We start from the raw sequence: 21,734 nt of genomic DNA, 5'->3' as shown, positions 1-21,734 counted from the left end.
TGAAGCCAACACCAATCTAAAGGAGCTGACCTGGAAGGCCGGCGCCGACGTGCTGTGCTTTGGCGGCACCAAGAACGGTATGGCGGTGGGCGAGGCGATGCTGTTCTTCAACCGCCAGCTGGCCGAGGACTTCGGCTACCGCTGCAAGCAGGCGGGGCAGTTGGCGTCGAAAAAGCGCTTCCTGTCGGCGCCGTGGGTGGGGCTGCTGGAAGGTGGCGCCTGGCTGCGCCATGGTAACCATGCCAACCGTTGCGCGCAGCTGCTGGCATCGTTGGTGAGTGATTTGCCGGGGGTCGAGCTGATGTTCCCGGTGGAGGCCAACGGGGTGTTCCTGCAGATGCCGGAGCACGCCATCGAAGCACTGCGGGGCAAGGGCTGGCGGCGGATATCCGCAGCATGATCACCGCCTGACAGATTGCATTCGCGGGCATGCCCGCTCCCACAGGATTACCGCCGCGTTCAAGCGCTGTGCAGTACCTGTGGGAGCGGGCAAGCCCGCGAAGAAGCCAACACCAATCTAAAGTTTGAACCCACCCATCTGCCGCGCCAGGTCATCAGCCAAGCCACGCAACGCCTGACATTCCTCCCGGCACCCTTGCACCTCAGCCGCCGTCTCCCGCGCCAGATCGGAAATCCCCTGCACCGTGCGGTTGATTTCCTCGGTCACCGCCGACTGCTCTTCAGTCGCCGTAGCCACCTGGTGGTTCATGTCGCTGATGTGCTCCACCTGATCAGTAATCGCACCCAGCGACGCCCCTGTACGCTGGCTCGCTTCCACCCCGGTGCCCGTCGCCTGTTGCCCTGCCTGCATCGAAGTCACCGCAGAACCTGCCCCTTGCTTGAGGCGCTGGATCATCTGCTGCACTTCATCAGTGGACAACTGCGTGCGCCGGGCCAGCGTCCGTACTTCATCGGCGACCACGGCAAACCCGCGGCCCATGTCCCCTGCCCGCGCGGCTTCGATGGCAGCATTCAGCGCCAACAGGTTGGTCTGCTCGGAAATACTGCGGATTACCGCCAATACTTCATCGATCGAGGCCACTTCATCAGCCAACTGGCTGACCGCATCGGCGGCCTTGCCAATGTCGCCCGACATGCCCTCGATGCCCCGCACCGACCGCTGCACCACCTCGCGCGCCTGCAATGCCTCATCCCGTGCCGCCTGCGACGCTTGAGCTGCCTGACCGGCGTTGCGCGCAATGTCCTGCACCGTCAGGCCCATCTCGTGCACGGCGGTGGCGACCATTGCGGTCATGTCTTGCTGGCGCCCAGAGCGCTCGGCGGTGTTGTCCACTACCTGCGTCACCTGCTCCACGGCCCGGTGCAGGCGCTCGGAAGTATTCAGTACCTCGCCGATCAGGTCGCGCTGGCTGCCCTGGAAGCGGTTGAAGCCACGGGCCAGGTCGCCCAGTTCATCCGGGCGTGAGTCATCCAGGCGCTGGCTGAGGTCGCCCGCACCGCTGCCAATCTGCACCAGCGCAGCAGTGACGCGCCGCAGCGGCCGCACCAGGCCGCGTGCCAGCAACACCACCAGCAGCAACGAAACCAGGGCTACGGCGCCACCAATCAGGCTGGTCAGCCATACCGCCTGTTGCATGGGGGCGTAGATTTCCGCTTCCGGCACTTCGGCGACCAAGGTCCAGTTCAGGTCACGCAAAGGCAAGCCAAACGCCAGGTATTGTTCGCCGTCACGTTCGAAGCGGCCGCTGCGCAGGCTGGCGCCGCCGCTCATTACCGCCTTGGCGGCCTGGGTGCCAAGCTGTTCGCCGAGCTGGCGCTTGCCGCTGAACGCTGCTTCAGGGTGCACCTGGACAAGGCCATCGTTGCGCACCAGAAATACCTTGCCATGCTCGCCGAAACTGAAGTCGTGGATCAGTTTCGACAGCTCGGTCATTTGCAGGCCCATGCCGGCCACGCCGACCAATTGGCCGTTCTTTTCCACGCGGTAGTCGATGAATAGCGCCAACTCGCCGGTGGAGCCGTCGACATCGATGTTGATGAACCGCTCAGCACCGCTGTCGACGTAGCCGTAGAACCAGCTGTCCTTGGGGTTGCTGCGGTCGAGGGTTCGGTCCAGACCATTTTCGTTGTAGTAATGGCCGGTTTCGGTCGCCACGAACAGGGTGGTGAACGCCCGGTTGCGCTGCTTGGCTGCCGTGAGGTATTCGAGAAACTGCGGGACCTGGGCGGGGTCTTCACCGGCGGCAAGCCAGTCGCGCAGCAGGGTATTGCCGGCAATGTCTGCCGCTGCCACCAGCGGCTGGCCCAGCATGTGTTCGATTTCGTTGCGGATGGCCTCGATGCTGGCCGGGAGGGCGGTATCTACCAGGTAACGCTCGGTGAGGCGATTGAGTGCCACGGTGAAGATGATGACCACCACCAGGATGCTCGCCAGCAAGGCACCACCCATGCTGGTTATCAATTGCCACTGGATGCTCTTGCGCCAGAAACCCATGCCCTACCCCCCGCAACATTATTGTTTTGCGAGAAGTGTATACACTTGAGTATTCAGTTAATCCAGTCATTGGGAACAATACACTGGAACCTGGGGCTGCTTTGCAGCCCATCGCGACACAAGGCCGCTCCTGCAGGGGTCGGGTTAACCCTGTAGGTGCGGCCTTGTGTCGCGAAAGGCGGGCGTAGCGCCCAAACGATTGATCAGGACTCTGCGATTGTGCGAACGATCGCATCCACGGTCGCGTCGATCTGCGCCTGGGTGCGCGCCAGGGTTTGCTGGTGCTCTTTCTGCAACTCGACCTGCCTGGAGCAAAGGTTGAGGGCAGCCAGTACCAGCAGCTTGTCACCGATCAACGTCGGGTACTGGCGCTTGGTTTCGTTAAGGGCAGTGTTGAGCATCCGTACCGCCTGGGCCAAGGTTTCTTCCTGGCCTTCAGGCGCTTTGATCGAATAGTCGATGCCGAGAATCGACACGACATTGATCGGCTGCTCTTGCAGTCTCATGCGCCGACAACGCCCGCACTGGCGCGCTCAACCAGAGCCTGGATGCGTGCGGCGGTGGCGCCGTTCTTTTCTTCCTGCTCCATCAGCGACAGCTGCAGGGTTTCGTTTTCTTCCTTGGCCTGGGCCAGTTCCTGGCCAAGGGCGGTGTTCTGCTCGGCAAGTTGAGCGTTCTTCTGCATCAGGTCGCTGACCAGTTGCTCGATTTGATTCAGGGAAGCTTCCAGCATGGGTCTATCTCAGGTTGTTGCGAGGGGCGCACACGATAAAGAAAACTGCCGCCCATCGCCATTAAATATCGGATTCACAAGGTTGCTGACCCGCAGATTGACAGAGGAACCACTCCCTTGTTCCGACCTGGGTCAACCGCCGGTCAGGAAATGGTTAGCGCCCTCATAATTTTTTGCGGCCCCACTCAAGACTCGGCAGTCACGACCGATAGCCCGGCAAGTCCCATTTCGTCGCACCTCAAGCCCCTGCCCTTTCTTGCCTGGATCCCTTCTGCCATGTCTCTACGCAACATGAATATCGCCCCGCGCGCGCTACTTGGCTTCGCCTTGATTGGCCTGTTGATGCTCGGGCTCGGCACCTTTTCGCTGGTACAAATGGGCAACATCCGCCAGGCAGGCGAAGTCATCGAGCAGGTCAACGTACCGAGCATCAAGATTCTGGACGAGCTGACCGGGCTGAACCTGCGCATGCGCACGCTCTCGTACCGCCTGCTGGTCAACCGCGATGCCCAGACCCAGCGCGATACCCTGAACCTGCTCGACCAGCGCAATGCCCAGATGGACCGCGCCCGCGAGGCCTACGTGCCCATGATCCGCGCCGACGACGAACAGGCAGCCTTCGACCAGTTCGGCCAGTTGCTCAGCCAGTACCGCCAACTTGAGTCGCGCATGCGCACCCTCAGCCAGGAGAACCGCCTCGATGAACTGAGCGACATGCTGAACCGCGACCTGATGGCCAACTCCGAGCAGATGAACAAGGTGATGGATACCCTGCTACGCATCAACACCGAGCAGACTCGCGCCACCAACGAGAAGGCCGCCGAGCAATACGGCACGGCCTTCGCGCTGGTCATTGGCCTGTTGATCGGCGCCAGCGTACTGACCTTCGTCTGTGCCTTCCTGCTGACCCGCAGTATCGTCAAGCCGATCGAAGAGGCGCTCAAGAGCGCCGAGCAAATTGCCGACGGTGACCTGACCCACACCGTACGCGCCGAAGGTACCGACGAGGCCGCCCGCCTGTTGCGCGCCATGGCCCGCATGCAGGACAAGCTGCGCGACACCTTGCAACAGATCGCCGGCTCCGCCACCCAGCTGGCCTCGGCAGCCGAGGAGCTGAACACGGTCACCGATGAAAGCGCCCGTGGCCTGCAACAGCAGAACAACGAAATCCAGCAAGCCGCCACCGCCGTTACCGAAATGACCAGCGCCGTGGAAGAAGTGGCGCGCAACGCGGTGAGCACTTCCGAGGCGTCCAGTGAAGCCAGCCGCTCGACCGGCGACGGCCGAGACCTGGTGCTGGAAACCGTGGCTGCCATCGAGCGCATGAGCGGCGATGTGCAAGGTACTGCCAAGCTGGTCACCCACCTGGCCGAGCAGTCACGAGATATCGGCAAGGTGCTGGACGTGATCCGTGGCCTGGCCGACCAGACCAACCTGCTGGCACTCAACGCGGCCATCGAAGCGGCGCGTGCCGGTGAAGCGGGCCGTGGCTTTGCCGTGGTGGCGGACGAAGTGCGGGCACTGGCGCACCGTACCCAGCAGTCGACCAGTGAGATCGAACGCATGATAGGCAGCATTCAGGGGGGTACGGAACAGGCTGTGGAGTCGATGCGTACCAGCACCGAGCGGGCTGAATCAACGCTGAACATCGCGCGCGGGGCCGGCCTGGCGCTGGACACCATTGCCGGGGCGGTAGCGCAGATCAACGAGCGTAACCTGGTGATCGCCAGCGCCGCCGAAGAACAGGCACAGGTGGCGCGGGAGGTGGACCGCAACCTGGTGAATATCAATGACCTGTCGGTGCAGAGTGCGACCGGGGCGCATCAGACCAGTGCAGCGAGTGCCGAACTGTCGCGCCTCGCCGTGGACCTCAATGGCCTTGTAGCCCGGTTCCGTACTTGAAACAGCGGGGCCGCTTTGCGGCCCATCGCGACACAAGGCCGCTCCTACAAGGGACCGCAACCTTGTGTCGCGATGGGCTGCGCAGCAGCCCCCCAATTGCGGATCAGTAATCGATCCGCACATCCCCTTTCGGCACGCTGCAGCACGACAGGATGTAGCCTTCGGCTTCGTCCTCTTCGGTGATGCCGCCGTTGTGCTCCATTTCCACTTCGCCACCCAGCTTGAGCACCTTGCACGTACCGCAAATGCCCATGCCGCAGGCTTTCGGGATCATCAGGCCAACCTTGGCTGCCGCGGCATGCACGGTCTCGCCTGGGGCAATGCGAATGCTCTTCTCGCTGCCGATGAACTCCACCAGGTTGAGGTCGGAGGCGTCCACCTCTGGGGCATCGGCCGCCTGCTCGGCGTGTTCCACTGCGTCGGCCTTGGCCTCCGGCGGCGTGGCGCCGAACGATTCCTCGTGGTAATTGGCCATGTCGAAGCCGACCGCTTCGAGCAGGCGCTTGACCGCGTTCATATACGGCGTCGGGCCGCAGCAGAACACCACGCGCTCCATGTAGTCCGGCGCGATCAGCTCCATCAGCCGCTGGTTCAGGTAACCGCGGTAACCCGCCCACGGCTCACCCAGGCCATGCTTTTCGCAAATGATGTGCAGGCTGAAGTTGGGGATGCGCGAAGCCATCTGCTCCAGCTCGCGGTGGTAGATGATGTCCTTCGGTGAGCGGGCGCTGTGCACGAACACCATGTCGACATTGGCGTTGGTGTCGTAGAACCAGCGCGCCATCGACATCACCGGGGTAATGCCCACCCCGCCCGACAGGTACAGCACCTTGCCCGAAGGGAAGTCGATGGCATTGAACAGGCCCACAGGGCCGTGCACCGGCACCTCGAGGCCTTCGTGCATGGTGTCGTGCAGGAAGTTCGAGACCAGCCCGCCCGGCACGCGCTTGACGGTGATCGAGAAGCTGTACGGCACCGACGGCGAACTGGAGATGGTATAGGAACGCATCACCGGCTTGCCTTCGATCTCCAGCTCCAGGGTGACGAACTGCCCTGGCTTGAAGAAGAACATGATTGGCTGGTCGGCCATGAAGCAGAAGGTGCGCACGTCCCAGGTCTCCTGGATGACCTTGACGCAGCGCACGATGTGGCGGCCATTGGCCCAGGTCTGGGTAGTGACCGGATTGAGGAAGGTATCGGACATGTTCATCTCCAGCGGCCGACTATGGCCCTTTTTATGGCTGCGATAATGCGCAAGCTGAACACGACGCACATTCCTGCCTGCGACATCGACGTGCTTATCGCGACCAGGCCCGTGGCACAAGGGCTGGCGCGTCGTTATTCAATTCGGCCATGTCGCCCATGGATACGGTTCACGACGTCTTCGGACGCACACTCCACGGCAAAACAACATGCTGTTTTTTCAACGACAGCCTTGCGGCACCACCACAACGATTAGCCACCTTTTGCCGGCCGCACTCGGCCCCGAGGAATACACGATGGACGTCACCGCAACCCTGAGCCTGGGCGATCCACTTGAACCTGCACGCAAGGCTACCGCCGAGATGCTGCAGACCCGCGAGCGCACCTACTCGCTGCCCCAGCCGTTCTACACCGACGAGCGTCTGTTCCAGATCGACATGCAGGAAATCTTCCATAAGGAATGGTTGATTGCCGGCATGACCTGCGAGATCCCGGCCAAGGGCAACTACATCACCCTGCAGATCGGCAAGAACCCGATCATCGTGGTGCGCGGTGCCGAAGGCAAGGTGCATGCCTTCCACAACGTCTGCCGCCACCGCGGCTCCCGCCTGTGCGTCAGCGAAAAAGGCAAGGTGGCCAAGCTGGTGTGCCCATACCACCAGTGGACCTACGAGCTGGACGGCCGCCTGCTGTTCGCCGGCACCGAGATGGGTGCCGACTTCGACATGAACCAGTATGGCCTCAAGCCCGTGAACGTGAAGGTCGCAGGCGGCTACATCTTCATCAGCCTGGCGCAGAACCCGCCAGCCATCGACGAGTTCCTGGCCACCCTGGACCACTACATGGAACCGTACGACATGGAAAACACCAAGGTGGCGGTGCAGACCACCTTGATGGAAAAGGCCAACTGGAAGCTGGTACTGGAAAACAACCGCGAGTGCTACCACTGCAACGGTTCGCACCCGGAGCTGCTGCAAACCCTGCTGGAATGGGACGACACCAACGACCCGCGCGCCAGCCAGGAATTCAAGGACCACGTGGCCGCCTCTGCCGCCGCCTGGGAAGCCGAGAAGATCCCTTACCTGCACAAGAGCCATGGTCTGCGTAACCGTATCGTGCGCATGCCGCTGCTAAAGGGCACCGTGTCGATGACCATGGACGGCAAGCAGGCCTGCCAGAAACTGATGGGCCGCATCAAGAACCCGGACCTGGGCTCGATGCGCATCCTGCACCTGCCGCACTCGTGGAACCACTGCATGGGCGACCACATGATCGTGTTCACCGTATGGCCGATCAGTGCCCAGGAAACCATGGTCACCACCAAGTGGCTGGTGCACAAGGATGCCGTGGAAGGCGTGGACTACAACCCCGAGAACATGCGCAAGGTGTGGGACGCCACCAACGACCAGGACCGCCGTCTGGCGGAAGAGAACCAGCGTGGGATCAACTCCACCGCTTACCAGGCTGGGCCTTACTCGAAGACTTACGAGTTTGGTGTGGTGAACTTCATTGACTGGTACAGCGCCCGCGTATTGGCCAACTTGGGCGCAGAGCCTGCCCCCTACCTGAAGGAGGTAAAGGCTCAATAACCCATGAGGGCGTCGCACATTACGGTAGTGTTCGTGATGTGCGATGCGGCCTCGGTATACATTTGATATATGAGCTTAACGTCATGCTCATCTCAAGCAGGCTGTCGAACTCGCTTGTTCATATCACTCATGTAGCTCATGTCACTTTCCAGCAGTTCGAGTGATGTAAAGGGTCGAGGCACTGTTACCGCAACATCCGGGCGAAGCGCCTCGGCACTAAGACGAAAGCCCGGGCTTTCAGGGGGCGCTGAAGGTAAGGGACAAGTGGCTAAAGGCACGTCTGACACCGGGGAATTGATTTCCAGATCTTGAGATCTGGGTTGTTTCGCCTTCACCCCCACAGCGGCGCGAAGGTTGGTAAGCACCCTGCTAGCAAGGCTACTGCGCTCGTCATAAAGCGCTTTTGCAAAGCCCGCTACAGTTCCCCCTCCCGCCAAGACGAGGCCTGCGTTGGACACATACGCAAACGAAACCGCACCAGCAGTCTGCCCCACTGCCCCTGTGATACTCAACCCGCCACCCCCTACAGTCATGCGCAAAATCACGCGATCAACCCGGGTTGTGGGAGGCTTGCTCAGGAGTGCTTTCCCAATTGAAATTGTGCCGAACAGTGCTGTCATTACCCGCTGGGCGAACGCCGAGATAAACAAGGCATTATGCCCGCTAGGATCTCGGGTATTAACGGGATCACTATAGGCATAGGCGTTGATGCCTCCAAGACCAAAAGGACTTATTGCGTCAGGTGAGTGAAAGCGCATGAGTACAGGGTTAAAAGTGCGATAGCCCTGGCCCAGGTGATAGCAACCAGTCAGTTGATCTCTAATCTCGCCGGAGAAACCCGTGTATAGGCTATCGACGGGATTGAACCCACCGTAAACGGTAAAGGCACGGACGATATCGCTACCCTCACCCAAGACAGACTGCTGTCGGTCGACCTTAAGCAAATGTGAGACGGTCATGATGTGCCCTAATGACTTGAAATCACTAGCACTCTACCCATCCAACTCAATCACGTGATACTGGCAAAATTATCAGTTACCCCTTGGCCTGTCATGGCTCTCAAGCCAAAATCCCGCCGGGATTTTGGCTAAAATTTGATCATTTCTATCAACTCCGCGCGATAGGGCACCTGTAGAGTATTCTTTACATCTTACCCACAGAACCACCAACAAAATTTGTGGGCAACACAAGCGCATTCAGCGAGAAGGTTGTGGATAAGCGAATCAACACCCTAATTCTCAGGGATAAAGGGGATCTCCGCCTGGATTGACTGTTTTTTAACCAAACCTGTCAAGGCCTTGTACTGCGTGGTTTGCAGACACTACCAAACAGATTATCCACAGACCAGCTCACAGCGATTGTGGGCAAGATCCGGCACGATGTTGATGGGGATACCCAATGGGCGGAAGAAAGCCTGACCGTTTTCTGATCAACTCCTTTAAAGGCCCGGGATATTTGGCCTGTAGCGATGCATCAACACTTATCCACCATAACTCGGTGTATCTCATATTTCTGCTGGCCGCTAGCTGATGTCACTCAGGAAAAGACTTATTCACAGCTATGCGCGACAAATTGGAAAGTGGCCACAGTTATCGTGCATGACTTGAAGAAGATGCGGTCGATGTAGGAGCGGCCTTGCGTCGCGATGGGCTGCGCAGCAGCCCCGGCAATCTTGAGTCAGGCTCGAAATCCAGGGGCTGCTGCGCAGCCCATCGCGACGCAAGGCCGCTCCTACAAGGGATCGCGTGAAGCCTTAACGCAGCACGCCCTCTTCCACCAGCAGCTTGAGGATGGCTTCGGCGCCTTCCTGAGGAGAAACGTCCTTCAACACCTTGCCACCGCCACCACTGGCCTTGGCCGTCGCTGCCTTCATGCGATCGGCACCGCTCTTGGCCTTGATCACCTTCAACCGCTTGGGCCGTGGCCGGGCCGGTTGCAGCTCTGCCTCGGCCAGCAGTTCGTCTTCGACGATGGCCACGTTACGCGCCGCCAATACGCCCCGGCGTGCCGGGCCAAAGGCACTCTGGCGCGGCTTAGGTGCGGCGTTATCCACAGTCGCCAGCAGCGGCAGGCGAACCTTCAGCCGGCGCCGCTGGCCACGTGGCAGAGCCTGCAGGACCTGGGCGGTGCCGTTGTCGATCGACTCCACCTCGGCCAACCCTACAATCAACGGCCAACCCAGCTTCTCCGCCAGCAGGAACGGCAACATGCCCGACCCCTCGCCGGTCTCGGCCTGGCTGCCGGTCAGCACCAGTTGGGCCCCGGCATCGCGCAGATAATCGCCCAGCACGCCCAGCACATCGGCACCGGCCGGTTGCTCCAGCACGTCGAGGTGGTCCAGGCCCATGCCCAGGTAAGCGCGCAAAGCCTCTTCCTGTGGATCGCCAGCATGCACCACCTGCAAGTTATCCCCAGCCAGCTGCAAGCCCAACTCCACGGCGCGGGCATCCTGCTCGGCGCGGCGGGCGCGGCCGGAGCTGGGGTGGGCACCGATGGAAACCAGGCTGATCACTTTCGTACTCATGCTCGTGCCCTTATGCCGCGTCGCGCTGGCCGCCGCTGCGGTAGTTGTCCACAGCTTCGATCAACGCCTTGAGAATCGCCGAGCTGTCGCCAATTACCGACAGGTCAGCCCGTTTGATCATGTCGCAGCCCGGGTCCATGTTGATCGCCACCACCTTGTCGCAGGCACCGATGCCCTGCAGGTGCTGGATCGCGCCCGAGATACCCACAGCCACGTAAACCCGTGCAGTGACCCAGGTACCGGTGGCACCCACCTGACGGTTACGCGGCATGAAGCCATCGTCCACCGCCACCCGCGAGGCGCCTTCGGTCGCGCCGAGGGCCGCAGTGGCTTTGTGGTACAGGTCCCAGTCCTTGACGCCGTTGCCGCCCGACACGATGAATTCGGCTTCGGCCATGGCGATGGTGGCCGGGTCTACAGCCACCGAGCCAAGGTCCTCGATGCGCGACAGGCTGCGCGCGATGCTTGTGGACAACTCCACCGGCAACGCTTCATGGCGGGTTTCGCTGACCGGCTCGGCACACTCCGCCGCCGCCAGGATCAGCCGTGGCACGGCGCGTTGCAGGTCTTGCTGGCCGGCACCGGCACGGCCAATGCACTGGCCGTCCTTGACCTGCCAGACCCGCGTCGCCGGGCGCTCGCCCAGGGACGCACCCAGGCGCCGGCCCAGCTCGCCGCCACCGCTGCGGCTGTCGGGCAGCAGCCAGTGGCGCGGGATGAACTGGTTATCCACAGCGCGCAGGCCCTGCACCAGTTGCTCCGGCGCATAACCTGCGAATTCCTCGCCTTCGAGCACCAGCAGGCGATCGACACCGGCTGTGGAAAAGTTGCTTTCCTTGTGTTCGCCAAACACCACTGCCAGCACGGCGCCGTCGCTGCCGGCCAGGCTATGGGCCAGGCCGAGCAGGTCGCGGTCGTGGCTGCTCAGGCGGCCGCCGACCATGTCTGGCACCACGGCAATGTAGAACGCCGGCTCAGGCACCTGGTGCAGCGGCAACTTGACCTCGGCCGCCGCGGTACGTCGGCCGCCCACAGCCGTGCCCTGCTGGGCGCCACTGCGGTCGATACGCTTGAGGCCGGCCGGGCCCACAAAGCCTGCGGCGAGCGCATGTGGGTTTTTGCGGATGATGCCGTTGGGGCCCATCCAGCTGGTCTGTTGCGTCTGCATCGCAGCATGCAGCGGATGCAGACGGTTACGGGCGATCCACTCGGCGCGTGGGTCGCGGCGGACAATGTCGCTCATCAGTGCACCTCCGCAGGTTCACGTTTGGCCGCTTGCGGCTTTGCGGCGGCAGGCGCGTCTTCTTCGATCAACACATCAGCCACCAGCTCGGCCAGGTCCTTGATCTGTGGGCGCGGTTCGACCACGCCTTCGAGCATGGCGGTGCACTGTGGGCAACCCACGGCTACCAACTCAGCCTTGGTTTCGCGGATGTCGTCCATGCGCATGTCCGGAATACGCTGCTTGCCGGGGATGTCGGTGATCGGCGCACCGCCGCCACCGCCACAGCACCGCGAACGGAAGCCCGAGCGCTCCATTTCGCGCACTTCGATACCCAGCGCCTTGAGCACCGCACGCGGGGCTTCGTACTCGCCGTTGTAACGGCCCAGGTAGCACGGGTCGTGGTAGGTGACACTGCCACCCTTGTGCTGGCCCAGGTTCAGCTTGTTGGCGGCGATCAGCTCGGCAATGTAGGTGCTGTGGTGCTGCACCTGGTAGTCGCCGCCCAATGCACCGTATTCGTTCTTCAACACATGGAAGCTGTGCGGGTCGCAGGTGACGATACGCTGGAACTTGTACTTGGCCAGGGCCTGGATATTGCGCTTGGCCAGTTGCTGGAAGGTCGCTTCGTCGCCCAGGCGGCGCGCCACGTCGCCGCTGTCGCGTTCTTCCAGGCCAAGCACGGCAAAGTCGACACCCGATGCCTTGAGCACTTTGACGAACGAGCGCAAGGTGCGCTGGTTGCGCATGTCGAATGCGCCATCGCCCACCCAGAACAGCACCTCGGTGGTTTTCACCTGCGACAGCAGTTGCAGGTTGAGGTCGGCGGCCCAGTTCATACGCCCGCCAGGCGCGAAACCGCCAGGGTTGTCGGTGGCGATCAGGTTGTCCAGCACCTCGGCGCCCTTGTTCGGCGTGGCACCCTTTTCCAGGGTGAGGTGGCGGCGCATGTCGACGATGGCATCGACGTGCTCGATCATCATTGGGCACTCTTCGACACAGGCACGGCAGGTGGTGCACGACCACAGCGTTTCAGCGTCGACCAGGCCATTGACGATCGGCTGGTGCGGGCTGCCGCCGTGCTCGCCAATCGGCTTGCCAGGGTACGGGCTGCCGGCGAACTGGGCGTCGGTGCCACCGGCCAGGCCGATGACCATGTCCTGGATGAGTTTTTTTGGGTTCAACGGCTGGCCGGCGGCAAAGGCCGGGCACATGGCTTCACATTTGCCGCACTGCACGCAGGCATCGAAGCCAAGCAACTGGTTCCAGGTGAAGTCCACCGGTTTTTCCACGCCCAGCGGCGCGTTGGGGTCTTCCAGGTCCAGTGGCTTGAGGCCGGTGGAGCGGCCACCGCCAAAGCGTTCGGCGCGGCGGTGCCAGGCCAGGTGCAGGGCACCGGCGAAGGCGTGCTTCATCGGGCCGCCCCAGGTCATGCCGAAGAACAGCTCGGACACGCCCCACAGCACGCCCAGGCCAAGGATGCCGACCATCACCCAGCCACCGGTGTTGGCCGGCAGGATGCCAGCAACCGGCAGGGTGGCGATGAAGAAACTCACGGCAAACGCCAGCAGGCTCTTGGGCAGGCGCATCCACGGGCCCTTGGACAGGCGCGAAGGCGGGTTGAGGCGGCGCTTGAAGACAAAGATGGCACCGCTGAACATGATCACCGTGGCGACCAGCAGCGCGTAACCAAGGATCTTGCTCTGCAAGCCAAAGCCGTGCACCAGGATCGCCAGCACGGCCGACAGCACGAAGCCGCCTGCGGTGGCCACGTGGGTCTTGGACATGTACTTGTCGCGCTCGACCACATGGTGCAGGTCCACCAGGTAGCGGCGCGGCATGGCCAGCAGGCCGCCGATCAGGTCGACCTTGGAGGCCCGGCCACGTCGCCACATACGCACCCGGCGCAAGGCGCCGAGCACTGCCAGGCCAAGGGCAGCGAACAGCAGGATGGGTAACAGGGTGTTCAACATGGGAGGCTCCCACAACAGCTGGATTCTTGCGCCGACCTGAGGGCGAGACTGGCCCCATGTAGGAGCGGGTTCACCCGCGAATGCGTCCGGTCAGGCAACGGTGTTGTCAGTGCTGACGCATTCGCGGGTAAACCCGCTCCTACAGGGATCGCGCCCGATGGCGGCGACTATTAACGATCAGAAGTCCTTGCACAGGCGCAAGGCGTCGTAGATCGCCGCATGCACGTTGCGCTGGGCCACGCAGTCACCGATGCGGTACAGCAGGTAGCCTTCGCCCGGCTGGCTGAGGATCGGCTGTGGCTTGATGGCGAACAGCGCCTCCACGTCGATCTGGCCTTTGTTGCGCGAACCTTCCTTCAGCGCGTAATACAGCTGCTCGTCAGGGCGCACGCCGTTTTCCACCACCACCTGGTCAACCACGCGCTCTTCCTTGGCGCCGGTGTACTCGTTCTCCAGCACCGCCACCAGCTTGTCGCCTTCGCGGTAGACCTTTTCCAGCATCATATCGCCGGTCATGATCACTTCTTTCGGGTACATGCTGCGGTAGTAGGTCGGGAAGGTAGTACCACCCATGGCGACGCCCGGCTTGATGTCGTCGGTGACGATCTCGACCTGGCTGCCCTTGTCGGCGATGAAGTCGGCCACCGACATGCCGGTGAACTCGCAGATGGTGTCGTACACCAGCACGTTCTTGCCCGGCGCAACCTTGCCGTCGAGTACGTCCCAGCTGCTGACCACCAGCCCTTCGGCGGCGCCCCAGTGTTCGTTCTGCTCAAGGAACGAGTGGCCACCTACCGCCAGCACGATCACGTCCGGGCGCAGGTCCTGGATCGTCGCCACGTCGGCGGCGGTGCCCAGGCGCAAGTCAACCTTCAGGCGCGCCAGCTCCAGCTGGTACCAGCGGGTAATACCGGCAATCTGGTCACGTTGCGGTGCCTTGGCGGCGATGGTGATCTGCCCGCCGATCTGGTCCTTCTTCTCGAACAGGGTCACATCGTGGCCACGCTCGGCGGCCACGCGGGCCGCTTCCATGCCCGCCGGGCCGGCACCTACCACCACCACCTTGCGCTTCACGCCAGTGGTCTTCTCGATGATGTGCGGCACGCCCATGTATTCACGGGAGGTGGCGGCGTTCTGGATGCACAGCACATCCAGGCCCTGGTACTGGCGGTCGATGCAGTAGTTGGCACCGACGCACTGCTTGATCTGGTCGATCTGGCCCATCTTGATCTTGGCGATCAGGTGCGGGTCGGCCATGTGCGCACGGGTCATGCCGACCATGTCCACGTAGCCGCCTTCGAGAATGCGCGTGGCCTGGTTCGGGTCCTTGATGTTCTGTGCGTGCAGCACGGGGACCTTGACCACTTCCTTGATACCGGCCGCCAGGTGCAGGAACGGCTCTGGCGGGTAGCTCATGTTCGGGATGACGTTGGCCAGGGTGTTGTGGGTGTCGCAACCCGAGCCGACCACACCGATGAAGTCCAGCATGCCGGTCGCGTCGTAGTAGGCCGCGATCTGCTTCATGTCTTCGTGGCTGAGGCCATCGGGGTGGAACTCGTCGCCACAGATACGCATGCCCACGCAGAAATCGTCACCGACTTCGGCGCGCACAGCCTTCAGCACTTCCAGGCCGAACTTCATGCGGCCCTCGAACGTGCCGCCCCATTCGTCGGTACGCTTGTTGACCCGCGGGCTCCAGAACTGGTCGATCATGTGCTGGTGCACTGCCGACAGCTCGACACCGTCCAGGCCGCCCTCTTTGGCGCGACGCGCGGCCTGGGCGTAGTTACCGATCACCCGCCAGATCTCTTCCACCTCGATGGTCTTGCAGGTGGCGCGGTGCACCGGTTCGCGAATACCCGAAGGCGACATCAGGGTCGGCCAGTTGAAGCCGTCCCAACGCGAGCGACGGCCCATGTGGGTAATCTGGATCATGATCTTGGCCCCATGCTTGTGCATGGCGTCGGCCAGGTTCTGGAAGTGCGGGATGATGCGGTCGGTGGAAAGGTTGACCGATGCCCACCATTCCTGGGGGCTGTCGATGGCCACCACCGACGAACCGCCGCAGATCGCCAGGCCGATACCGCCCTTGGCCTTTTCTTCGTAATACTTCACATAGCGGTCGGTCGTCATGCCGCCGTCAGTGGCGTAGACCTCGGCGTGCGCGGTGCTGAGCACGCGGTTGCGGATGGTCAGTTTGCCGATCTGGATCGGCTGGAACATTGCTTCGAATGCCATGACGCTATCTCCGGCTTACAACGGCTTCGTAACGAACAGGCCATCTTCGTGGCCTTCTTCCGACCCGCCATAGACCTGTTCGGCCACAGTGCGGATAGCGCTGCCGCGGGCAGCGAGAATCTGGTCCATGGCGCCGGCGAACCAGCCGGTGAACATGTAGTCGACCTTGCGGCCGCACTTGCCATAGACGTACACGAACGCAGAGTGCTTGAGCTTGACGCTGCAGGTGCCCTTATCCAGGTCGATGTCCTGGATCTCGAACAGGCCCCAGCCACGCTGGCTCAGGCGCTTCATGTAATGCTCGAACACCGCCACGCCTTCCAGGCCATGGCATTCGGCTTCTTTTTCACACCAGTGCCAGGCGGACTTGTAGCCGGCCTTGTAGAGAATCTCGGCGTACTTGTCGGCGCCCAGTACCTCTTCGATACCCATGTGGTTGTTGACGAAGAAATGGCGCGGCACGTACAGCATCGGCAGGGCGTCGCTGGTCCAGACACCGGTCTCGCTGTCGACTTCGATTGGCAATTGCGGGGCGATCTTGGCCATGGAAACTCAACTCCATAAAAATTTTTGTTTGGGTGCCCCGGCGTTGCTGGCAGGGGCATTCAGGCTTGGAGAGCGGCTTATTCGCCCCACACGTCCTTGAGGACGTTGACCCAGTTCTCGCCCATGATCTTGCGCACCACGCGCTCGGAGTGGCCGCGCTTGAGCAAGGTTTCGGTGAGGTTGGGGAATTCACCCACGGTACGGATACCCAGCGGGTTGATGATCTTGCCGAAGTTGGTCAGGCGGCGGGCGTAACCCTTGTCGTGGGTCAGGTACTCGAAGAAGTCCTGGCCGTGGCCTTGGGTAAAGTCGGTACCGATGCCGATAGCGTCTTCACCCACGATGTTCATGGTGTACTCGATGGCTTCGGCGTAGTCGTCGATGGTCGAATCGATACCCTTGGCCAAGAACGGGGCGAACATGGTCACGCCCACGAAGCCGCCGTGGTCGGCGATGAACTTGAGCTCGGCGTCGGACTTGTTGCGCGGGTGCTCCTTGAGGCCCGATGGCAGGCAGTGCGAGTAGCACACCGGCTTTTTCGATTCGAGGATGACTTCTTCGGACGTTTTGGAGCCGACGTGGGACAGGTCGCACATGATGCCGACGCGGTTCATTTCGGCTACGATCTCGCGACCAAAGCCCGACAGGCCGCCGTCGCGCTCGTAGCAACCGGTGCCCACCAGGTTCTGGGTGTTGTAGCACATCTGCACGATGCCAACGCCCAGCTGCTTGAACACGTCCACGTAGGCGATCTGGTCTTCGAAGGCGTGGGCGTTCTGGAAGCCGAAGAGAATGCCGGTCTTGCCCAGTTCCTTGGCCTTGCGGATGTCGGCGGTAGTGCGCACCGGCATTACCAGGTCGCTGTTGTCGCGGATCAGCTTCTGGCTGGCGGCGATCTGGTCGACGGTTGCCTTGAACCCTTCCCACACCGATACCGTGCAGTTGGCCGCAGTGAGCCCGCCTTTACGCATGTCCTCGAACAGCTCGCGGTTCCACTTGGCAATGATCAGGCCGTCAATGACGATACTGTCGGCGTGAAGTTCGGCTGGGCTCATCAGGCTGTCCCCTTTTATCGAATGGGTTGGCGCCAAACCTTGTGCCGGCGCTTTGGGGCCAGCATATGCCTGTGCCCAAAGGCGCCCCGATGCAAAAACGACAGGGGGTTTGCCGAAAGCGTCAATGCGCGACAACAGGGCATCTGGCGCGCGGGCTGGCGATGCGAGACAGTCTCGACAACGGCATTTCCGGCCACTTCATGAACATTTGGTCAGGTAGCTACCACCAGAGCGCAGGCTGAGCGAGAATCCCTGCGATTCGACAGCCAGGTGAGGGGGAAAAGGATGAAATCAATGGCATGGCTGGCGCTGCTGGCCGTTGTTAGCGGGGCCCAGGCCAGCGAGGAAGAAAGCACACCTTGCGACAATGTGGAAACCGACCAGCAAACCTTTGCCTGCGCAGCATTCAACAAGCAGGTCGCCGAGCGTGAGCTGCAGTCGGCCTACGACGAACTCGCCGCGCGCATGCGTGACCAGTTCGGCGACGAAGCCGGCCTGATGTCGCGAATAGAAGCGGCCGAGCAACTCTGGCGTCAACTGCGTGATGCAGACTGCAAGGTCGAAACCCACGCTGAACAGCCAGGCAGCAAGGCCTACCAGACCGCCTGGAACAGCTGCATTGCACAGCGCAGCGATGAGCGGGCGGAATACCTGCGCAGCCTGGGCACGCAAGACGGTGACGAGCCAGCGCCTGAAGATTGAACAGCACGCACAAGAGAAGGACCAACGCCCGAGGAACCACATGCCGCTGATGCCGCCTGCGTCATTGCTCGATAGTGCCCTCAGACCACGTGCTCACCACGTGTGTCTTGAAATTCAAAACTATCAAGGAATTACAAAGTGGCTGACATCAAAGTTGAAATGGAAAAAATCCGCAAAGAGGGCCAGGAGCGCGTTGCCGCTACCGGCCAGGCCCTCTGCGTTTTCGCTGACAATGTGCCTGCCGACGTTGCACAAGACATCCTGTGCGGCCTGGGCTTGATGACCGCGCTGGCCAACAAGAAGTTCAACAAGGAAACCCAGCAGCGCGAGTGGTACAACTTCTACAACGATGGCCTGAGCAAATTCGGCTGGACCATGACAGGTGCTGCACATGCCGAAGACGCCATTGACGAGGACAACCTGACCCTGGCAGATCTGATCACCAAGTCGGTCACCATCAGCGTTTCCGCGGACCCTCGCCGCGCCGCTTGCGCCAAGCGTGCTCTGCAAACCGTCGTGCAGAAGCCGGAAGTCAAGGCACACCTGGAAAAGCACAGCCATAGCGAATCCGGCAAATCGAGCACCTTCGTGATAGCCCAGTGCGAAATGACGCCACAAGGCCTGCCCGCCATGCACATGACCAGCTTCCAGGCCAGCTACGACTCGAAAATCGAGCGTGAGGGCGCCCTGACCCGCAAGGTCGATAAAACTTCCACCCGCGTCTATCGCGCTTCGCAACAAGGCACTTTCAGCGTTCGTCACTTCGACGCTGCGCGGGAACTTGTGAACGAGAAAATCAAAAAAGACCTCGGCGATTTTTTCACTAGCTGATGAGCGAGGCCGGGTACCAGAAAGCGCTGGTACCCGGTTCTGGTCATGTGCGGCCATCGAGGAACAATGCCACATGAGCGATACAAGCCTGGACACCCGAATCTTCGAGGAGCGGCTAAGAATAAAGCCTGCCCCCTGGCTGACACTCGAGACCTGGGAAGACTTGCAGCTATGCCTGCGTCATTCACAAGCATTGGCCAATGAAAGATACTCGATGGAGACCCAGCCTCGGCAATGGTTCGCGCTTGCCCTCGCCACCTTGAAATCATTGAAATTCACCCTGTATGAACATACACATAAAACCATCGTGTATGAGCCGCACCTGCTTGCGCTAAGCGATGTGTACAGCGGCTTTCTACCGCCACCGCGCGCCAAAGGGCCTTGGTTCAAAAGCCTGGAAGAAAATATTCAGAACGCTCTGCAGTCGGCGGGGGCACGTACATTCACCGTCATGAACGCTTCTTCACATCTAAGTATCGAAATGGACCATGAAGGGGACCAGGTTCCGGTCGCGATCCTGTTTTATATCTATTGCGTTACCGACCCGGACGAGCCCACCCGAAAGTTGAACCTGATATTCCACCATCTGGGTGCACGCTTCAATGCAGAAGGTTTTGCACCGCTTCGCAAGGGCCTGCAAGCGACCAACCGGGAAAAACTGAGGGCAATTCTCGAGCGCGAGCTTGAGTGAAGCTCAGTTGGAACCGCCCGGCCGGCGTTCCTCCCGCGGGCACCGCCCAAACTTCAGCTTGTAGCGCCGCGTAAAATACGATGGAAGTTCGAACCCGCACGCAATGCTGACCTCGGTCACCGACATGTCGGTCTGGGCCAACAGCTGACGCGCCTTGTCCAGCCGTAACGCAAGATAGAAACTGCTGGGTGTGGCACCCAGGTGTATGCGAAACAACCGCTCCAGTTGACGCCTCGTGACCTTGATCGCGGCTGCCAGATCCAGCGTGGTCAGTGGTGGCTCGAAGTGTTTTTCCATTTCGCCAATGGCATGGATCAGCTTCTTGTTACTGATGCCATAACGCGCGCCGATCTGCATGCGCTGGTGGTCCTGGCGCTGACGGATACGCCCCAGCACGAACTGTTCGGAGACTTTCACCGCCAGTTCGCTGCCGTGAGCCTGGGCAATCAAGTACAGCATCAGATCGATCGAGGCCGTTCCGCCGGCACAGGTGATGCGGCTGCGGTCAATCTCGAACAGCTCCTGGGTGGCTTGAAGTCCTGGATAGCGTTCCTTGAAGGCCTCCAGCGCCTCCCAATGCAACGTCGCCCGGTAGCCCTCGAGCAGCCCCGCCTCGGCCAACACCATCGCACCGGTGTCGATCCCCCCAAGCATCACAGCCTCATGGTTGAGCCGGCGCAGCGCATGCAGCAGTTTGGATGCGACATGGGCAAGTGGTTCGAAGCCCGCAACCACCAGCAGGATGTCGGGCGGCTCGCCCTCCCCTAGAGCGGCATCGGCATTGATGGACATGCCATTGCTCGCCAGCACCGCCTCACCGTTCATGCTCAGCACCTGCCACCGGTACAACGGCCCGCCAAAACGGTTGGCTACCCGCAGTGGTTCCACCGCGGAAATGAACCCCATGGCGGAAAAACCGGGCACCAACAGAAAGGCAATCGTCTCCATCATCCCCCTCCACAGAAACTGGTCGCCCAGGTGCTAATTCCTGTCGCTAGCGTGCGCTTGGGCAAGATGACGCCAGCGTAGCGTATTCACACGGTCCAGAGAGACCGGACCCCATAACAATATGCACTGCCGATGGAGAGCCACCATGCACAGCTTGATCCGCCGCAGCCTGTTGACCCTTGCCCTGAGCAGCATCGCCACTTCCCCACTGTTGGCCGCCGAACCCGCGGCCTGCAAGAACGTTCGCCTGGGCGTGGTCAACTGGACCGACGTCATTGCCACCAGCGCCATGGCTCAGGTGCTGCTCGATGGCCTGGGCTACCAGACCAAACAGACCAGCGCTTCGCAGCAGATCATTTTTGCCGGCATCCGCGACAAGCGTCTGGACATGTTCCTGGGTTACTGGAACCCGATCATGACCCAGACCATCACCCCGTTCGTCGACGCCGGGCAGGTCAAGGTGCTCGACAAGCCAAGCCTGGAAGACGCCCGCGCCACCCTCGCCGTGCCGAAATATCTGTATGACAAGGGCCTGAAAACCTTTGCCGACATCCACAAGTTCGAAAAGGAACTGGGCGGCAAGATCTATGGCATCGAGCCAGGCTCGGGGGCCAATACGCAGATCAAGGCCATGATCACCAAGAACCAGTTTGGTCTGGGCAAATTCCAGCTGGTCGAGTCCAGCGAGGCGGGCATGCTCGCCGCGGTCGACCGCGCCGTGCGGCGCAAGGAAGCCGTGGTGTTCTTCGGCTGGGCACCACACCCGATGAACGTGAACATCGACATGGCCTACCTGGGTGACAGCCAGGACGCCCTCGGCCCCGACGAAGGCCGTGCCACGGTGTGGACGGTGACCGCGCCGGACTACGCCGAACGCTGCCCCAACGCCAATCGCCTGCTGGCCAACCTGACATTCAGCGCCGAGGACGAGAGCCGCATGATGCAGCCGCTGCTCGACCACAAGGACGCGCTGGAGTCCGCCCGCCAGTGGCTGAAAGACCACCCCGAAGACAAGGCGCGCTGGCTGGAAGGGGTGACCACCTTCGATGGCAAGCCGGCTGCGGACAACCTCAAGCTTACCGCCAACTGACAGGGCCTCTTCGCGGCTGAACCCGCTCCCAC

The 21,734-nt window shown here is 61.5% G+C and carries 18 protein-coding genes and 3 pseudogenes; 8 read left to right on the top strand and 13 right to left on the bottom strand.

What is annotated here, in order from left to right:
* Positions 1–382, top strand: a pseudogene (locus tag ACF8SD_RS02550) (beta-eliminating lyase-related protein); the annotation flags it as partial.
* A 135-nt stretch (positions 383–517) separates the two neighbouring features.
* On the opposite strand, the gene ACF8SD_RS02545 reads toward ACF8SD_RS02550, so the two are convergent.
* The 4 genes and pseudogenes from ACF8SD_RS02545 to ACF8SD_RS02530 form a co-directional block, all read right to left on the bottom strand.
* Positions 518–1,246 (bottom strand): methyl-accepting chemotaxis protein, encoded by a 729-nt coding sequence (locus ACF8SD_RS02545; RefSeq protein WP_392484450.1) that lies wholly within the window; start codon positions 1,244–1,246, stop codon positions 518–520.
* Positions 1,247–1,381: 135 nt separating this feature from the next.
* Positions 1,382–2,410, bottom strand: a pseudogene (locus tag ACF8SD_RS02540) (cache domain-containing protein); the annotation flags it as partial.
* A 248-nt stretch (positions 2,411–2,658) separates the two neighbouring features.
* The gene (locus tag ACF8SD_RS02535; protein ID WP_029886391.1) at positions 2,659–2,961 is read right to left on the bottom strand and encodes a cell division protein ZapA; all 303 of its coding nucleotides are present in this window, start codon (positions 2,959–2,961) and stop codon (positions 2,659–2,661) included.
* A complete protein-coding gene (locus ACF8SD_RS02530) occupies positions 2,958–3,188 on the bottom strand; it encodes a hypothetical protein (protein WP_009683367.1) in 231 nt (76 codons plus the stop codon). Before ACF8SD_RS02530 ends, ACF8SD_RS02535 begins: the two co-directional genes overlap by 4 nt.
* Positions 3,189–3,338: 150 nt before the next feature.
* On the opposite strand from ACF8SD_RS02530, the pseudogene ACF8SD_RS02525 reads away from it, so the two are divergent.
* A pseudogene (locus ACF8SD_RS02525) lies at positions 3,339–4,235 on the top strand (MCP four helix bundle domain-containing protein); the annotation flags it as partial.
* Positions 4,218–5,090: a methyl-accepting chemotaxis protein gene (locus ACF8SD_RS02520; protein WP_392484449.1), complete on the top strand. Its 873-nt coding sequence runs from the start codon at positions 4,218–4,220 to the stop codon at positions 5,088–5,090. The pseudogene ACF8SD_RS02525 and the gene ACF8SD_RS02520, both read left to right, overlap by 18 nt.
* Positions 5,091–5,193: 103 nt before the next feature.
* Here the strand turns inward: ACF8SD_RS02520 and gbcB are convergent, their stop codons facing one another.
* Entirely contained in the window at positions 5,194–6,294 is a 1,101-nt protein-coding gene (gbcB, locus tag ACF8SD_RS02515) for a glycine-betaine demethylase subunit GbcB (protein WP_173887334.1), read from the bottom strand.
* Between the two features lie 295 nt (positions 6,295–6,589).
* On the opposite strand from gbcB, the gene gbcA reads away from it, so the two are divergent.
* Positions 6,590–7,882, top strand: a complete 1,293-nt coding sequence (gene gbcA / locus ACF8SD_RS02510; protein WP_392484447.1) for a glycine-betaine demethylase subunit GbcA — start codon at positions 6,590–6,592, stop codon at positions 7,880–7,882.
* Positions 7,883–7,974: 92 nt separating this feature from the next.
* On the opposite strand, the gene ACF8SD_RS02505 is transcribed toward gbcA, so the two are convergent.
* The 7 genes from ACF8SD_RS02505 to ACF8SD_RS02475 form a co-directional block, all read right to left on the bottom strand.
* Complete coding sequence (locus ACF8SD_RS02505) at positions 7,975–8,841, bottom strand: RHS repeat-associated core domain-containing protein (protein WP_392484446.1); 867 nt, start codon at positions 8,839–8,841, stop codon at positions 7,975–7,977.
* 794 nt (positions 8,842–9,635) lie between these two features.
* Positions 9,636–10,406: an electron transfer flavoprotein subunit beta gene (locus tag ACF8SD_RS02500; protein WP_003255694.1), complete on the bottom strand. Its 771-nt coding sequence runs from the start codon at positions 10,404–10,406 to the stop codon at positions 9,636–9,638.
* A gap of 10 nt (positions 10,407–10,416) precedes the next feature.
* Positions 10,417–11,649 carry an electron transfer flavoprotein subunit alpha/FixB family protein gene (locus ACF8SD_RS02495; protein ID WP_392484445.1) on the bottom strand — a complete coding sequence of 411 codons (1,233 nt, stop codon included), beginning with the start codon at positions 11,647–11,649 and terminating at the stop codon, positions 10,417–10,419.
* A complete protein-coding gene (gene dgcB / locus ACF8SD_RS02490; RefSeq protein ID WP_392484444.1) occupies positions 11,649–13,601 on the bottom strand; it encodes a dimethylglycine demethylation protein DgcB in 1,953 nt (650 codons plus the stop codon). The genes ACF8SD_RS02495 and dgcB overlap by 1 nt, the downstream gene beginning before the upstream one ends.
* 177 nt (positions 13,602–13,778) lie before the next feature.
* Complete coding sequence (gene dgcA / locus ACF8SD_RS02485) at positions 13,779–15,839, bottom strand: dimethylglycine demethylation protein DgcA (protein ID WP_019096852.1); 2,061 nt, start codon at positions 15,837–15,839, stop codon at positions 13,779–13,781.
* A gap of 15 nt (positions 15,840–15,854) precedes the next feature.
* A complete protein-coding gene (locus ACF8SD_RS02480) occupies positions 15,855–16,385 on the bottom strand; it encodes a DUF5943 domain-containing protein (protein WP_029886397.1) in 531 nt (176 codons plus the stop codon).
* 77 nt (positions 16,386–16,462) lie between these two features.
* The gene (locus tag ACF8SD_RS02475; RefSeq protein ID WP_009682902.1) at positions 16,463–17,440 is read right to left on the bottom strand and encodes a dipeptidase; all 978 of its coding nucleotides are present in this window, start codon (positions 17,438–17,440) and stop codon (positions 16,463–16,465) included.
* Between the two features lie 285 nt (positions 17,441–17,725).
* Between ACF8SD_RS02475 and ACF8SD_RS02470 the strand changes: the two genes are divergently transcribed.
* The 3 genes from ACF8SD_RS02470 to ACF8SD_RS02460 all read left to right on the top strand — a co-directional run bounded on the left by ACF8SD_RS02470 (position 17,726) and on the right by ACF8SD_RS02460 (position 19,664).
* On the top strand, positions 17,726–18,142 hold the full coding sequence (locus ACF8SD_RS02470; RefSeq protein WP_173887329.1) for a lysozyme inhibitor LprI family protein: 417 nt from the start codon (positions 17,726–17,728) through the stop codon (positions 18,140–18,142).
* A gap of 138 nt (positions 18,143–18,280) precedes the next feature.
* Positions 18,281–18,973 carry a hypothetical protein gene (locus ACF8SD_RS02465; RefSeq protein ID WP_173887327.1) on the top strand — a complete coding sequence of 231 codons (693 nt, stop codon included), beginning with the start codon at positions 18,281–18,283 and terminating at the stop codon, positions 18,971–18,973.
* A 73-nt stretch (positions 18,974–19,046) separates the two neighbouring features.
* Positions 19,047–19,664, top strand: a complete 618-nt coding sequence (locus ACF8SD_RS02460; RefSeq protein ID WP_173887325.1) for a hypothetical protein — start codon at positions 19,047–19,049, stop codon at positions 19,662–19,664.
* A 3-nt stretch (positions 19,665–19,667) separates the two neighbouring features.
* On the opposite strand, the gene ACF8SD_RS02455 is transcribed toward ACF8SD_RS02460, so the two are convergent.
* Entirely contained in the window at positions 19,668–20,615 is a 948-nt protein-coding gene (locus ACF8SD_RS02455; protein ID WP_173887323.1) for a GlxA family transcriptional regulator, read from the bottom strand.
* A 142-nt stretch (positions 20,616–20,757) separates the two neighbouring features.
* Here ACF8SD_RS02455 and choX point away from each other — a divergent pair, with 142 nt between their 5' ends.
* Entirely contained in the window at positions 20,758–21,702 is a 945-nt protein-coding gene (gene choX / locus ACF8SD_RS02450) for a choline ABC transporter substrate-binding protein (protein WP_173887321.1), read from the top strand.
* Positions 21,703–21,734: the final 32 nt, after the last annotated feature.

Source organism: Pseudomonas sp. CJQ_9, from assembly GCF_043106615.1.
GTDB lineage: Bacteria > Pseudomonadota > Gammaproteobacteria > Pseudomonadales > Pseudomonadaceae > Aquipseudomonas > Aquipseudomonas juntendi.
Note: the sequence above shows the minus strand (reverse complement) of the source record. Positions and strands in the feature narration are given on the sequence as shown.